General features: G+C 44.5%; 13 protein-coding genes. All 13 read left to right on the plus strand.

Going from position 1 to position 15,774, the window contains the following annotated elements; translation table 11 throughout:
- Window position 1 precedes the first annotated feature (1 nt).
- Window positions 2–316 (plus strand): cell division protein FtsL, encoded by a 315-nt coding sequence (gene ftsL / locus VHA01S_RS01630; RefSeq protein ID WP_039969945.1) that lies wholly within the window; start codon window positions 2–4, stop codon window positions 314–316.
- Window positions 316–2,073 (plus strand): penicillin-binding transpeptidase domain-containing protein, encoded by a 1,758-nt coding sequence (locus VHA01S_RS01635; RefSeq protein ID WP_023402608.1) that lies wholly within the window; start codon window positions 316–318, stop codon window positions 2,071–2,073. The genes ftsL and VHA01S_RS01635 overlap by 1 nt, the downstream gene beginning before the upstream one ends.
- Window positions 2,074–2,081: 8 nt before the next feature.
- On the plus strand, window positions 2,082–3,569 hold the full coding sequence (gene murE, locus VHA01S_RS01640; RefSeq protein WP_023402609.1) for a UDP-N-acetylmuramoyl-L-alanyl-D-glutamate--2,6-diaminopimelate ligase: 1,488 nt from the start codon (window positions 2,082–2,084) through the stop codon (window positions 3,567–3,569).
- Window positions 3,566–4,927 (plus strand): UDP-N-acetylmuramoyl-tripeptide--D-alanyl-D-alanine ligase, encoded by a 1,362-nt coding sequence (locus VHA01S_RS01645; RefSeq protein ID WP_023402610.1) that lies wholly within the window; start codon window positions 3,566–3,568, stop codon window positions 4,925–4,927. Before murE ends, VHA01S_RS01645 begins: the two co-directional genes overlap by 4 nt.
- The gene (gene mraY, locus VHA01S_RS01650; protein WP_023402611.1) at window positions 4,924–6,006 is read left to right on the plus strand and encodes a phospho-N-acetylmuramoyl-pentapeptide-transferase; all 1,083 of its coding nucleotides are present in this window, start codon (window positions 4,924–4,926) and stop codon (window positions 6,004–6,006) included. Before VHA01S_RS01645 ends, mraY begins: the two co-directional genes overlap by 4 nt.
- Window positions 6,007–6,009: 3 nt before the next feature.
- Window positions 6,010–7,353: a UDP-N-acetylmuramoyl-L-alanine--D-glutamate ligase gene (gene murD, locus VHA01S_RS01655; protein ID WP_023402612.1), complete on the plus strand. Its 1,344-nt coding sequence runs from the start codon at window positions 6,010–6,012 to the stop codon at window positions 7,351–7,353.
- Between the two features lie 88 nt (window positions 7,354–7,441).
- The gene (gene ftsW / locus VHA01S_RS01660; protein WP_052029562.1) at window positions 7,442–8,641 is read left to right on the plus strand and encodes a cell division protein FtsW; all 1,200 of its coding nucleotides are present in this window, start codon (window positions 7,442–7,444) and stop codon (window positions 8,639–8,641) included.
- Window positions 8,638–9,702: an undecaprenyldiphospho-muramoylpentapeptide beta-N-acetylglucosaminyltransferase gene (gene murG, locus VHA01S_RS01665; RefSeq protein ID WP_023402614.1), complete on the plus strand. Its 1,065-nt coding sequence runs from the start codon at window positions 8,638–8,640 to the stop codon at window positions 9,700–9,702. Before ftsW ends, murG begins: the two co-directional genes overlap by 4 nt.
- A 91-nt stretch (window positions 9,703–9,793) precedes the next feature.
- Window positions 9,794–11,254 (plus strand): UDP-N-acetylmuramate--L-alanine ligase, encoded by a 1,461-nt coding sequence (gene murC, locus VHA01S_RS01670; protein WP_023402615.1) that lies wholly within the window; start codon window positions 9,794–9,796, stop codon window positions 11,252–11,254.
- A 126-nt stretch (window positions 11,255–11,380) separates the two neighbouring features.
- Entirely contained in the window at window positions 11,381–12,157 is a 777-nt protein-coding gene (locus VHA01S_RS01675; RefSeq protein WP_023402616.1) for a cell division protein FtsQ/DivIB, read from the plus strand.
- A 2-nt stretch (window positions 12,158–12,159) separates the two neighbouring features.
- Entirely contained in the window at window positions 12,160–13,428 is a 1,269-nt protein-coding gene (gene ftsA / locus VHA01S_RS01680) for a cell division protein FtsA (protein ID WP_023402617.1), read from the plus strand.
- Between the two features lie 29 nt (window positions 13,429–13,457).
- Entirely contained in the window at window positions 13,458–14,657 is a 1,200-nt protein-coding gene (gene ftsZ / locus VHA01S_RS01685; RefSeq protein ID WP_023402618.1) for a cell division protein FtsZ, read from the plus strand.
- Between the two features lie 92 nt (window positions 14,658–14,749).
- Entirely contained in the window at window positions 14,750–15,667 is a 918-nt protein-coding gene (lpxC, locus tag VHA01S_RS01690; protein ID WP_021714389.1) for a UDP-3-O-acyl-N-acetylglucosamine deacetylase, read from the plus strand.
- The last annotated feature ends 107 nt before the right edge of the window (window positions 15,668–15,774 follow it).

Consider the following 15,774-nt stretch of genomic DNA (forward strand, 5'->3'; position numbering starts at 1 on the left):
GATTCAGCCTAGCGTACCGCCACTAGGTAAGATCATTGTGCGCGACCTATTTACCGCAGGTCGTGTGCCTTTGCTGTTATTGATTACTCTCTTTTTTAGTGCAATAGCAGTGGTCATGACCACACAGATGACGCGTGATGTTATCTCGCAAAAAGATCAGGCGCTTGAACAGCGAGAAACACTTGATGAAGAGTGGCGCAACCTTATTCTTGAAGAAAATGCGCTTTCTGAACATAGCCGAGTTCAAAAAATTGCCACCTCTGAGCTTGATATGACACGCCCAGACTCCGACAAGGAAGTTATAGTTAAACTGTAATGAAATCGATCAAGAAAAAAACAACCCAAGCCATCAAAAAGCGTATTCCTAAAATTGAACCTGATAAGTTAGCCCCTGCTGATACTCGTATTATCAAGTGGCGTTATCAGGTGGTTCTAGGGTTTATTTTGGCATTGCTGGGTGCACTGCTACTGCGTGTTGCCTACATTCAAGTCATAGAACCGGATTCACTCATCAAACAAGGTGACATGCGTTCGGTTAGGGTGAAAGCCCTCCCTTCTGCTCGTGGTATTATTTCCGATCGCAATGGCGAACAGATTGCAGTCAGTGTGCCAGTGGAAGCTGTGTATGCCGATCCTCGTACCATCTTTGATAAAGGTGACGCACTACAAGATGTACAACGTTGGCATGCACTTGCCGATGTATTGCATCTTGATCGTGAAGCCTTAATTCACCAGATAGATAAAAACAAAAAACGTCGATTTATCTACTTGCAGCGCCAAGTTAGCCCGGCAATGGCTAAATACATTAAAGAGCTAAAGCTAAAAGGTGTTGGCTTACGTGATGAGTCTCGTCGTTATTATCCTACCGGTGAAGTTAGTGCTCATGTGGTGGGGGTGACCGGTATTGATAGCCACGGTTTGGAAGGCGTTGAGAAAAGCTACGACAAATGGCTTTCTGGGCACGATGGTTCACGTAAGGTGCGTAAAGATAGAGACGGTCGAGTTGTTGAAAATATTTCAATGACCAAAAGTGAGCAAGGTAGTCCGTTGCAGCTCACTATAGATCAACGTTTACAAGCGATCTCTTACCGCGCGATCAAACAAGCGGTTGCCGATCATAGAGCAACATCGGGCAGTGTCGTGCTGATTGATGTTAAAACGGGTGGCATTTTAGCCATGGTGAACTCACCGTCCTATAACCCGAATACTCGTGACCAATTGCAGTCCTTTAGAATGCGAAATCGCGCGATTACTGATGCCTTAGAGCCGGGTTCATCGGTGAAACCTTTTGTTGTTTTGGCGGCCCTGGATACTCATACCGCAGATCTGAATACCGTGATTGATACGGGTAATGGCATTATGCGTGTTGGTGGTAGCCGGGTACGCGATAGTGTTCGAGTAGGTAAAGCCAATCTTGCCACCATTTTGAAAAAATCCAGTAACATTGGTGTGACTCATTTGGCATTGAATATGCCGTTAGAATCTTTATTAGGAATGTACCAATCTGTTGGTTTTGGTTCAGTTTCTGGGATCAATCTCGTGGGTGAAACTCCTGGGTTATTCCCGAGTCGTCGTCGCTGGTCTAAGTTTGAAATCGCTACATTAGCGTTTGGCTATGGCTTATCTATTACACCTGTACAGTTAGCGCATGCTTACGCAACTTTGGGAAGTTACGGCAGTTTCAAACCGTTACATATAGTGAAAAATGCCAAAGACCTTCCATCAGCGAAACAGGTCGCTGATCCGCAGAACGCTCGTGAAGTGTTAAAAATGCTGGAAGGGGTGACTCATAAAGGTGGTACAGCGACCCGAGCTGCAGTTCCTGGTTATCGTGTTGGCGCTAAAACGGGTACTTCGCGTAAAGCGAATGCGGGTGGTTACAGTGATGAATATGTAACAATTACCGCAGGTGTTGCCCCAATTAGTAACCCAAGAGTGGCGTTAGTGGTCGTCGTCAATGAGCCACAAGGTGATGACTACTACGGCGGCTCTGTTGCGGCTCCGGTTTTTTCTGAAGTATTAAAAGGTGCGTTACAGATTCTGAATGTACCGCCTGATGCGAACACGGATTAAGGATTGGTATGAAGGTTCAATGTACTTTACAGCATTTAGTTCAGCCTTGGCTGAGTGAGTTAAGTGATGAGTTGGCGCAAATAACCGTTGCTAACTTAGAGCTGGATAGCCGAAAAATAGAGGCCGGTTCTACCTTTATTGCTATCAAAGGTCATACGGTTGATGGTCGACGTTTTATCGATAATGCGATTGCCTCTGGAGCAAGTTTGGTGATTGCGGAAAGTGATGCCGATACCGCGCACGGCAGTGTGCAGTGGCGAGCGCAAACTCCCGTGTTATACCTTGATGATTTAGGTGTGAATTTATCCGCATTGGCACATCGTTTGTATCATTTTTCAGGCATGGATTTAATTGCCGTTACGGGTACTAATGGTAAAACCACTATCACGCAAATTATTGCGCAGTGGTTGGGCTGCATTGGTCAGCAAGCAGCGGTGATGGGCACCACAGGTAATGGTTTTCTTGCGAATTTAAAAGAGGCCAAAAACACCACAGGCAGTGCGATTGAAGTGTGCAAAACGCTGGCGCAATTGAAGCAATCTGGTGCACAGGTAACGGCTTTAGAAATCTCATCTCATGGCCTCGTTCAGCATCGTATTAAAGCGCTGGCATTTGCAGTAGGGATATTTACTAACCTTAGCCGAGACCACCTTGATTATCACGGCAGTATGGCTGAATACGCTAAGGCTAAATTGAGCTTGTTTACCGAGCATGACTGCAAATATAAAGTCATTAATGTCGATGATGAAGTGGGCAAGCAGTGGTTAACTCAGGTGCCAGATGCAATCGCAGTTTCACTACTAGAAAAGCCAACCACAGAACGTTTTATGTATGCCTCTCACATTGCTTATTCAGAGCAGGGTATTGATATTACTTTTGAGAGTTCTTGGGGCGCAGGCGTATTGCGCGCTCCTTTAATTGGCGAGTTTAATGCTTGCAATGTCTTACTGGCTTTTACCGCTTTGTTAAGCCTTGGCCTTAACATCAAAGACTTGCAACAAACCTCTACTCAGTTACAACCTGTTATTGGGCGTATGGAACTCTTTCAAACCGCTGACAAAGCTAAAGTTGTAGTCGATTATGCTCATACTCCAGATGCATTAGAAAAAGCATTGTGCGCACTTAAGGTTCACTGCCAAGGGCAGCTGTGGGCTATTTTAGGTTGCGGTGGTGATAGAGACACAGGTAAGAGACCTATGATGGCGAAAGTGGCTGAAGATTTTGCTGATCGAATGATCCTTACTGATGATAACCCTCGCAGTGAAAGCCCGGCGCAGATCATTGCTGACATGCAAAAAGGCGTTTTAAATCAAAAGTCTGTCGTTATTGAGCGTGATAGATTTAAGGCTTTGTCCTATGCTATTGAGAACGCGGCAGCCAATGACATTATCTTACTTGCAGGTAAGGGACACGAGGACTATCAAATCTTAGGAGATAAGACTATTCATTATTCTGATCGTGAATCGGCGATGACCTTGTTGGAGCTAGTCAAATGATAGCAACTCAACTATCGGATATCGCGCAGGCTGTTAATGGTCGTGTTATTGGCGATGATCTCACTATAGCGTCCGTTTCTACCGATAGTCGCAATATCCCTGCACAAGGTTTATTTGTGGCTTTAGTGGGGGAGCGTTTTGATGCCCATGACTTTTGTGAACAAGCGGTAGCACAAGGCGCTGTGGCATTGCTGGTGGACAGAGAACTACCACTATCTATTCCTCAACTGCTTGTGGAAGATACCAAGATTGCTTTAGGGCAATTAGGTGCTTGGAACTTAGCGAAGTTAACTATACCTAAAGTGGCTATTACTGGCAGTTGTGGTAAGACGACCGTTAAAGAAATGCTGACCTCTATTTTATCACTAAGAGGTGAGACGTTAGCTACTGCAGGAAACTTTAACAATGATATCGGTGCTCCTCTCACCTTGTTACGTGCTAATTCAGAACATGAATTTGCGGTGATTGAACTCGGTGCAAACCACGAGCATGAAATCGAATATACCGTCAATTTGGTTCAGCCTGATATTGCTTTAGTCAATAATGTTGCCGCTGCACACCTTGAAGGTTTCGGCTCTATTGAAGGGGTAATGAAAGCCAAAGGCGAGATTTTTTCTACCTTAGATGAAAAAGGGTTAGCTCTGTATAACCTAGACAGTCAAGGTGGCGAGTTATGGCAATCTCTATTACAAAACCGACGTGTTCAAACCTTTTCTTTAGATAATTCGCTAGCGGAATACTATGCCACTGGCATTGTTATTGATGACAACGGCTTAGCGAGCTTCCATCTGCATACGCCTTTCGGTATGGCTAAAGTCAATCTTAGCGTGGTCGGTAAGCACAATGTCGCCAATGCAGTAGCCGCCTCAGCAGTTGCGCTTAATATGGGGACGCCTTTAGCGACTGTTGTTGCAGGTCTAGAAGCAGTAGCGCAAATGAAAGGACGGGTTGCGGTTGAGCAACTCACCGATAACATACGTTTAATTGACGATAGCTATAACGCTAGCGTTCCCGCAATGAAGGCCGCCGCTGATCTCCTTAGCACTTTTAAAGGCAATCGCTGGCTGATTCTGGGCTTTATGGCGGAATTGGGTAAAGAAAGCCTTGAACTTCACCGACAAGTCGGTGAACATGCCGCAACATTTGGATTTGAGTATGTACTTACTTACGGCGATGACACTAAGGTAATTAGTGACGTTACCCATGGACACCATTTTGCGACTCACCAAAGTCTTTTGGATTTTGTCGAGCAACAAATCTCAAATCAACCACACATTCAACACACTTTGCTGGTTAAGGGCGCCAATAGCGCACAAATGAGCAAAGTGGCCGCTGCACTGAAGGAGAAACTTAAATGATTATCTGGCTAGCGGATCTATTACAGCCTTATTTTTCGTTCTTTCGTCTTTTTGATTATCTTTCTTTTCGTTCGATCCTCAGTGTTATTACAGCATTAGGGTTATCGCTATGGATGGGACCTAAATTAATTCGACACCTACAACTACTGCAAATTGGTCAAGTTGTACGTCACGATGGCCCAGAATCTCACCTGAGTAAACACGGTACGCCAACTATGGGCGGGGTGATGATTTTGGCCGCCATTAGTATCACCGTATTGCTATGGTCAGATTTAACTAACCCGTATATTTGGGCTGTACTAACGGTATTGCTTGGCTATGGTGCGGTTGGTTTTGTAGATGATTACCGCAAAGTAGTGCGCAAAAATACCGATGGTTTGATTGCTCGTTGGAAATATTTTTGGCAGTCAGCCATTGCTATCGTGGTGGCCTTTGCTTTGTACGCGCACGGTAAAGACACCGCCGCCACTCAGCTTGTAGTGCCTTTTTTCAAAGACATCATGCCGCAACTTGGCCTGTTTTATATTGTACTGACTTACTTTGTGATTGTGGGTACCAGTAATGCGGTTAACTTAACCGATGGCTTGGACGGCTTGGCTATTATGCCGACTATCTTAGTGTCAGCCGGTTTTGCCATTATTGCTTATGCCACAGGTAACGTGAATTTCGCGCAATACTTACACATTCCTTATATCCCAGACAGCAGTGAACTTGTGATCTTCTGTGCGGCGATTGTGGGTGCTGGTTTAGGCTTCTTATGGTTTAACACTTACCCTGCACAAGTCTTTATGGGCGATGTAGGCTCGCTTGCCCTTGGCGGAGCACTTGGCACCATTGCGGTGTTAGTGCGTCAAGAGTTTGTGTTGGTGATTATGGGCGGCGTTTTCGTTATGGAAACTCTTTCGGTCATTCTACAGGTTGGCTCTTATAAGTTACGTGGTCAACGCGTTTTCCGTATGGCACCTATTCACCATCACTACGAACTAAAAGGCTGGCCAGAGCCTCGTGTTATTGTACGTTTTTGGATTATTTCTATCGTACTTGTGCTGATTGGTCTTGCAACATTGAAGGTACGTTAATCCATGCAACAGTGGCAAAAGATACAAAATGTCGTCGTTATCGGGCTTGGTATTACTGGGCTGTCTGTAGTTAATCACTTAAAAAGAGTTTCGTCACAATTGGGGCGCAACCTGAGCATTAAAGTGATAGATACCCGAGAAAACCCCGCCGGGCGAGATAAACTTAGCGATGACGTGCCACTGTTTTGCGGGAGTTTAAATCAGCAATGGCTAGATAACGCCGACCTGATTGTAGCTAGCCCGGGAATTGCTTTGGCAACTGCTGAACTGCAACAAGCAGCTAAACTGGGCGTGCCCATTGTCGGTGATATTGAGCTGTTTGCTTGGGCGACCAACAAACCCGTGTTAGCGATTACCGGCTCTAACGGTAAAAGCACAGTGACGGATTTAACGGGCGTGATGGCGAATGCCGCTGGGGTTAAAACCGCAATCGGCGGCAATATTGGCGTTCCTGCGTTAGATTTGCTCGAATCTGATGCGGATTTGTATGTACTGGAACTGTCCAGCTTTCAACTTGAGACAACCTCTAGCTTAACGTTGCAAGCGGCGGCTTTTCTCAATCTATCTGAAGACCATATGGATAGATATGAAGGCATGCACGATTATCGAGATGCTAAATTACGGATCTTTGATAACGCTAAAATTAAAATTGTGAATGCAGATGATAACGCCACTTACCCAGACAAGCGCCAAGGCTTGCTAGCGTTTGGTATTGCGCAAGGTGAATATTATCTGTCAGATCATGCTAATCAAACGTGGCTCACCAGTCATGGACAACGCCTGCTAGCGACGGATGAACTGTCTATTGTGGGTCAACATAATATGCTTAACGCCTTAGTGTCAATTGCATTACTTGAAGCGGCTGATATTGATGTTAAGCCTGCTTTAGGTGCATTGAAATCTTATGTCGGACTGGCGCATCGTTGTCAGGTAGTCAGTCGTAATGATGGCATTACTTGGGTGAATGACTCAAAAGCCACCAATGTTGCCAGCACCTTAGCCGCACTAAATGGTTTACGTATTACGGGGTGTTTGTACCTATTGCTAGGTGGTGACGGAAAAGGTGCCGATTTTAGTGAATTAAAACCTGCGCTATCTGCACTGCACGCTGAGCTGTATTGCTTTGGCACAGATGGCAAACAGCTGGCTTTGCTCTCTGAAAACAGTGTTTACTTTGAAAGTATGCAAGAAGCAGTGCAGGCCATTCGACAGAAAGCTAAAGTCGGTGATATGGTGATGCTTTCTCCGGCCTGTGCTAGCTTAGATCAGTTTGCAAACTTTATGCAGCGCGGAGATATCTTTACTCAGCTCGCTCAACACAGTGATGAGCAGCAGGATGCAATTTAAAAATAGAGATCAGGAAAAAGTGAAAAAATTACGTTGGCTGTCTCGATTTCATGGAAAGGAATCGACTCCTACTTTAAGTGATGAAGCGATAGCGCCTTCTGATGAATTGAAAAATGTTCAACAGCCTTCAGCTTTACCTGTTCTTTACGACCGACAGTTAGTATGGCTGACCTTTATACTCATGCTTATCGGCTTAGTGATGGTGACATCAGCGTCATTACCTCTGAGTTATACCCACTTTGGTACTCCCTTCCATTTTGCAATACGCCATGCGTTTTATCTTGTTTTAGCATTGGGCGTTATGGCTGTTGTGGTGCACATTCCAACCAAACTTTGGTTGAAATACAGTATGGCACTGTTGATATTAAGTCTGTTTTTGCTACTCGTGGTGTTGGTCGGCGGTAAATCGGTGAACGGGGCATCGCGTTGGATTCCTTTAGGACCGATAAACTTCCAGCCAGCAGAGTTGGCAAAACTGTCATTGTTTATTTTTATGTCCAGCTACTTATTCCGTAAGCAGCAAGAAGTAAGAGCCAGCTTTTTTGGTGGCTTCTTAAAACCTTTCCTTGTATTTGGTGCGCTTGCACTCCTTTTATTAGGACAGCCGGACTTAGGTACTGTGGTAGTAATGCTAGTGACTATTTTTGGCATGCTCTTCATTGCGGGCGCTAAACTATGGCAATTCTTGGCGATAGCCTTTGCTGGGGTGCTAGCAGTATGTGGTTTGATCTTGGCTGAGCCGTACCGTATGAAGCGTGTTACGTCATTTCTAGACCCTTGGGAAGACCCATTTGGTAGTGGCTATCAGCTTACTCAATCCTTGATGGCATTTGGTCGTGGCGAATGGTTTGGTCAAGGCTTAGGTAATTCAATTCAAAAACTGGCTTACTTACCTGAGGCGCATACCGACTTTGTATTTGCGGTGATGGGTGAAGAACTTGGCTTCATTGGTGTCACTTGCATCTTGTTCCTCATTTTTGCCTTGGTATTCAAAGCGGTATTCATTGGTAAACGCGCTATTGAATCGGGCGATGTATTTAGTGGCTACCTGTCTATGGGCTTTGGTATTTGGTTTGCCTTCCAAAGTGTGGTCAATGTGGGTGCGGCAGCCGGTATGGTTCCAACCAAAGGTTTGACGTTGCCACTGATCAGTTACGGTGGCTCTAGTTTGATCATCATGTCTATCGCGGTAGGCATAGTGATCAGAATTGATCATGAGTATCGACTGCAGGATTACCAGCAGTCATTAACACAAGATGATGACCTACAAGGTAAAGCGCAAAAATGACCACTGAAAAGAAACGACTTTTAGTCATGGCTGGCGGTACTGGCGGACATGTTTTTCCAGGCCTTGCTGTCGCTAAATATCTACAACAACAAGGCTGGGAGATCCGCTGGCTGGGGACAGAAGATCGTATGGAAGCCGAGCTTGTGCCTAAGCATGGTATCGAGATTGATTTTATTAAGGTCAAAGGACTTCGTGGTCAAGGTTTAGCTAAACTGATTAAAGCGCCATTTCAGATCATTAATGCCATTGCTCAAGCAAAGGCACACATAAAACGTTACCAACCGGATGTGGTGTTGGGTATGGGTGGCTATGTTAGCGGCCCAGGTGGTATTGCCGCTCGTCAATGTGGTATTCCATTGGTTTTACATGAACAAAATGCCGTAGCAGGTTTAACGAATAGTTGGCTAGCTAAAGTTGCCAGTAAGGTATTCCAAGCTTTCCCTGGTGCATTTCCAACGGCTGAAGTTGTTGGTAACCCGGTACGTACCGATGTGGTTGCGCTGGAAGATCCTGCGACACGATTGGCTTCTCGCACCGATGATATTCGTATTTTGGTGATGGGTGGCAGTCAAGGTGCTCGAATTTTAAACCATACCCTTCCTGAGACTGTAGCAGAGCTTGGTCAGGGATACAGTGTATGGCATCAGGTGGGCAAAGATAACCAAGTTGATGTAGAAACTCGTTATCAAAATGCGGGTGTCACACAAGTTAAAGTGACTGAATTTATTGATGATGTAGCGGCGGCTTATGCATGGGCAGACGTCATTGTGTGTCGCTCTGGCGCGCTAACGGTATCTGAAATATCAGCGGCAGGTTTAGCGGCTATCTTTATCCCTTATCCGCACAAAGATAGACAACAAGCACTCAACGGAGACTATTTAGTTGATGTTGGGGCAGCTAAGATGATTGAACAACAAAATTTGTCAGCGATTAAGCTAAAAGACACTATCCAAGAATTAGATAGAACCTCACTACTAGAGATGGCAATTAATGCACGTCAGGCGGCTAAGCTTGATGCAGATAAAGTAGTGGCTGAAGCCATTATTACTTTAACTAAATAGCTTTAATTGACGAGCCTTAATTAACTAGATTTGAGCGAGCAGCGTTAAGTGAGCGAGACTAATCTCGAAGAATACTGAGCAAGAGAATATTATGGTAATTGAACACAAACAAGATTTAGCCCACATCCGAGCTATGATTCCAGAAATGCGCCGCGTGCAAAGCATCCACTTTGTCGGTATCGGCGGTGCTGGTATGAGTGGTATTGCTGAGGTATTGCTAAATGAAGGCTATGCTATCTCTGGCTCAGATATTAATCAAAATCTCGTCACTGAACGCTTACAAAGCAAAGGGGCCACAATTTTTATTGGTCACGCTCAAAGCAACATTGAAAATGCCAGTGTAGTGGTAGTCTCTACGGCAATAGACCAAAGAAACCCTGAAATAGTCGCCGCTCAAGCGCTACGTATTCCTATTGTACGCCGTGCTGAAATGTTGGCAGAAATTATGCGTTATCGCCACGGCATTGCGGTTGCAGGCACCCACGGTAAAACCACGACCACAGCATTAGTGACGCAAATTTATTCAGAAGCTGGTCTTGATCCAACGTTTGTCAATGGTGGCTTAGTAAAAAGCGCAGGCACCAATGCACGTTTAGGTTCAAGTCGTATTTTGATTGCTGAAGCCGATGAAAGCGATGCGTCATTTTTGCATCTGCAACCTATGGTCGCCATTGTTACTAACATCGAAGCTGATCATATGGATACTTATGGCGGCGACTTTGAAGTACTCAAACAAACATTCCGTGATTTCTTACATAAACTGCCTTTCTATGGTCAGGCCATTATGTGTATTGACGATCCTGTGATTCGTGAAATGCTGCCTACCATCAGTCGTCAGGTGATCACCTATGGTTTTGCCGATGATGCTGACGTTAAAATCGTCAACTACCGCCAGCAAGGGCAACAAAGTTACTTTACGGTGAAACGTGAAGGTAAGAGCGATCTTAATATTACGTTGAATATGCCAGGTAAACACAATGCGCTGAATGCATCAGCAGCCATTGCAGTTGCAACAGAAGATAGCATTTCTGATGAAGCTATTTTATCTGCATTACTTGCCACGCAAGGCACAGGTCGTCGATTTGAACACCTTGGCGAATACGAAACAGGTAACGGCACTGCCATGCTGGTGGATGATTACGGTCATCACCCAAGTGAAGTCGATGTCACCATAGATGCGGCTCGCGCTGGATGGCCTGATAAGCGCTTGGTGATGATATTCCAACCTCATCGCTATAGCCGAACTCGCGATCTTTTTGATGACTTTGCTAACGTACTCGACAAAGTCGATGTGCTGTTAATGCTAGATGTTTATTCAGCAGGCGAAGAACCGATTGCAGGGGCTGATAGTCGCTCATTGTGTCGAGCTATTCGTGGTCGCGGACGCATCGATCCTATCTTTGTTAAAAAACAAGATGATTTGCCAAATGTGCTTAGCAACTTGTTGCAAGAAGGGGACCTTGTTCTTACTCAAGGTGCAGGTGATGTTGGAAAGGTTGCCAAAAAACTGGAAAAATTTGCCCTCAATATCAGAGCAATGCAAAAATGTTAGTTTCCTGACCGAAATATCTCTTATTGTTATGGAAAGATCATGTCGGGTAAGTATAATCTAAAAGTAGATATACTTGCCCGTGTAGGCATATGCGCAGTTAATTAGGAAGTCGACGACATTATTAAAATGGAAGCTACATTAGACGTCGAAACCGAATTCAAACAAAAACCGAAGTTTAAATTTTCTTTGGTAGATGCGAGTTTTTTACTATTCGTTGTTATTTTGATTGTTTTTGGTATTTATTCCACCGTTGCATGGATGCGAGATAGTGGACGCTTACCCCTTTCTCAATTTGTCCTTGAAGGTAATTTAGAATACGTTCACAACTCTGACGTACAGAGTGCTTTGTCACGTATTCAGCCATTTGGCACCTTTATGACTCAAGATGTCAATCAACTGCAACACGCGGTTGAAGATCTGCCTTGGGTTGCCAGTGCTGCTATTCGTAAGCAATGGCCAAATACCATCAAGGTTTTTGTAATGGAGCATCAACCTGCTGCTATCTGGAATGGTACTGCACTACTAAACGATAGTGGGCAGATCTTTGATGCAGACCCGGGTACTTTGCACGAAAAAGACCAAGATATTGTTAAGCTTTATGGCCCAGCAGCCAAAAGTGAAGAAGTGCTAAATACTTGGCGTGATTTAAAGCCTAAATTCGAAGATCTCGGATTAGAAATCACTTCTGTTGTTCTCAATGACAGACTGGCTTGGCAGATTATATTAGATAATGGTATTCGCCTTGAATTAGGCAAAGATGCATTAAATGAAAGAATAAAACGCTTTGTTGACCTTTATCATCATATGAACGAGAAGGTTCAGCAAATCAGTTATATAGACTTGAGATACGATACTGGAGCCGCCATTGGCTGGCTTTCCGACGAGCAAAGGCATAGAGAGTAGTAATGACCAAGGGTATGGATGATAATCTGATTGTTGGTCTGGACATCGGTACAGCGACTGTTTCAGCGTTAGTAGGCGAAATTCTTCCAGACGGCCAGATCAATATAATTGGATCTGGCAGTAGCCCATCCCGCGGAATGGACAAAGGTGGGGTTAATGACCTCGAATCTGTAATCAAGTCCGTTGAACGAGCAGTGAATCAAGCTGAGCTAATGGCTGAGCACAAGATTAGCAGCGTATATCTTTCTATCTCTGGTCAGCATATAACCAGCCGTATCGAAAAAGGTATGGGGGCGATTTCTGATGAAGAAGTGTCTCAAGAAGATATGGACCGAGCTATTCATACAGCTCGTTCAATCAAAATTGGTGAAGAAGAGCGTATTTTACACGTAATTCCACAAGAATTTAAAATAGATCATCTTGGCGGAATTAAAAATCCGTTAGGCTTATCTGGTGTGCGTATGGAAGTGAGCGTACACATGATTTCTTGTCACAATGATATGGCAAGAAACGTAATTAAAGCCGTGGAGCGTTGTGGCTTAACAGTTGAACAATTAGTCTTCTCTGGTCTTGCAGCAAGTGATGCAGTGATTACCGAAGATGAAAAAGAATTAGGCGTGTGTGTTGTTGATATCGGCGCTGGCACTATGGATGTTGCACTTTGGACCGGTGGCGCCCTGCGTCATACAGAAGTGTTCTCCTATGCAGGTAACTCTGTAACCAGTGATATCGCGTTTGCCTTTGGTACGCCAATTAACGACGCAGAAGAAATCAAAGTGAAGTATGGCTGTGCCATGAGCGAGTTGGTCAGCAAAGATGATACCGTGAATGTTCCTAGTGTAGGTGGTCGTCCATCTCGTAGCTTGCAAAGACAAACGTTATCTGAAGTGATAGAACCACGTTATACTGAACTTATGGGTTTAATCAATCGAGCGATTGAAAACGCACAAAATAAAATGCGAGAAAGTGGTGTTAAGCATCACCACATTGCGGCCGGTATTGTATTAACTGGCGGCGCTTCCCAGATAGAAGGTTTAGCTGAATGTGCCGAGCGTGTATTTGGTAACCAAGTTCGAATCGGGAAGCCGACAGAAGTAAAAGGCTTAACAGAATATGTGAAGGAGCCGTACCATTCTACGGCAGTTGGTTTATTGCATTATGGCAAAGACAGCAGTTTTAATGATGATGGTGAGTATTCAGAACCGAAACAAGCCTCATCTATTGCTGGATTTTTTACCAAAATGCGTAATTGGATACAAAAAGAATTTTAACCTGGCTAGACAGGAAACGGAGAAAGCAGATGTTTGAACCGATGACGGAAATGAATGATGAAGCCGTAATTAAGGTCGTTGGTGTTGGCGGTGGCGGTGGTAATGCCGTTGAACATATGGTTCGTGAGTCCATCGAAGGCGTGGAATTCATCAGTGTTAATACCGATGCACAGGCACTTCGCAAGGCAAGCGTAAGTTCCGTAATTCAAATTGGTACTGATATTACTAAAGGCCTAGGTGCTGGCGCTAACCCTCAAGTTGGCCGTGATTCAGCTCTTGAAGATCGCGAAGCGATCAAAGGGGTGCTGGAAGGTGCTGATATGGTATTCATCGCTGCTGGTATGGGCGGTGGTACAGGTACTGGTGCAGCTCCAGTGATTGCAGAAATTGCAAAAGAACTGGGTGTATTAACGGTTGCAGTAGTAACAAAACCATTTGGTTTTGAGGGTAAGAAACGTCTAGCATTTGCTGAGCAAGGCATTGAAGAGCTTTCTAAGCATGTTGATTCCCTAATTACAATTCCTAACGAAAAACTGCTTAAAGTATACGGTCGCAATGTGACACTACTTGAAGCATTCGGCTATGCTAATGATGTATTGAAAGATGCAGTGCAAGGTATCGCAGAATTGATTACTCGTCCTGGCATGATCAACGTCGACTTTGCGGATGTTCGCACCGTAATGTCTGAAATGGGTCAAGCAATGATGGGTAGTGGCGTATCTACTGGTGAAGATCGTGCAGAAGAAGCAGCAGAAGCGGCAATTTCTCACTCTCTACTAGAAGATATCGATTTAGCGGGTGCGCGTGGCGTGCTGGTTAACATCACTGCTGGTATGGACATGCGTCTTGACGAATTTGAAATTGTTGGTAACACAGTTAAAGCATTTGCATCTGACAATGCAACTGTTGTTATTGGTACATCTCTAGACCCGGATATGTCTGATGAGTTCCGTGTAACTGTTGTTGCAACAGGCATTGGTAATGAGAAGAAACCTGAAATCACATTAGTGACAGGTTCAACTTCTAAGCCAAAAGCTACGGTAACTCCTGAGCCTCGCGTTGTTGCGAAAGCGGAATCAGAGTTGAAGGTTCAGACTACGGTTAAACCAAAACCAGAGACTGTGACTTCTCGTCCTGCGACAGGAAGCCAACAGCACGCAACTAAAGCTGGTCAAACAGAAAGCGCATTGCTAGACATTCCAGCTTTCTTACGCAACCAAGCCGACTAATTGCTCATTTTTTGACAATTGGGAAAAAACTGGTAGGATGTGCGACCAAGCTGGAAACAGCGACAGAATTTGCTTTAAATGAGAGGTATTGCATGATTAGGCAGCGTACTTTAAAAGAGATCGTTAAAACAACCGGAGTGGGTTTGCACTCTGGGCGAAAGGTCACACTAACGCTTCGCCCTGCAGCAACAAACACTGGTGTTATATACCGTAGAACGGATTTAGAACCTGCAGTGGATTTCCCTGCGGATGCTAACTCTGTGCGCGACACCATGCTTTGTACCGCTCTTGTAAATGATGACGGTGTGCGCATCTCTACTGTTGAGCACCTTAATGCGGCTCTTTCAGGCATGGGCATTGATAATATTATTATCGAAGTTGATGCACCTGAAATTCCAATTATGGATGGCAGCGCGAGCCCATTTGTATACTTGCTTCAATCAGCAGGTATCGAGGTTCAAAACGCAGCTAAGCGCTTTATTCGCATTAAGAAGCCAGTTCGCGTAGAAGATGGCGACAAATGGGCAGAACTTGTTCCTTATAATGGTTTCCGTCTAGATTTTGAAATTGAATTTGAGCACCCTGCGATTGATTCAGATGAGCAACACATGCTCTTTGATTTCTCGTCTAAATCTTTTGTAAAAGAGATTTCTCGCGCTCGTACTTTTGGTTTCATGCGTGATATCGAATATCTTCAATCACAAAACTTATGCTTAGGTGGCAGTTTTGATTGTGCCATCGTTCTTGATGAATACCGTATTCTTAATGAAGACGGCCTGCGTTTCTCAAACGAGTTTGTTACGCACAAAGTATTGGATGCTATCGGTGATATGTACATGTGTGGTTCACCCATCGTTGGTGAGTTACGTGCATTCAAATCAGGTCACGGTCTAAATAACCAACTTCTTCGCGCAGTACTTGCTGATCAAGAAGCTTGGGAATGGGCAACCTTTGAAGAAGAAGCAGGATCACCTGTTGCTTTTGCTGAACCAAACATGGTGTTGGCATAAGCGTTTAGCAAGCTAAACCAAATACAATTAAAAAAGCAGCCTAGGCTGCTTTTTTTGATCTTGGTGTATCGCTTTATTGTTCTATCTCTTTATTCTTATACCAATCG

It is taken from the genome of Vibrio halioticoli NBRC 102217 (assembly GCF_000496695.1).
In the GTDB taxonomy this organism is placed as follows: Bacteria; Pseudomonadota; Gammaproteobacteria; order Enterobacterales; family Vibrionaceae; genus Vibrio; species Vibrio halioticoli.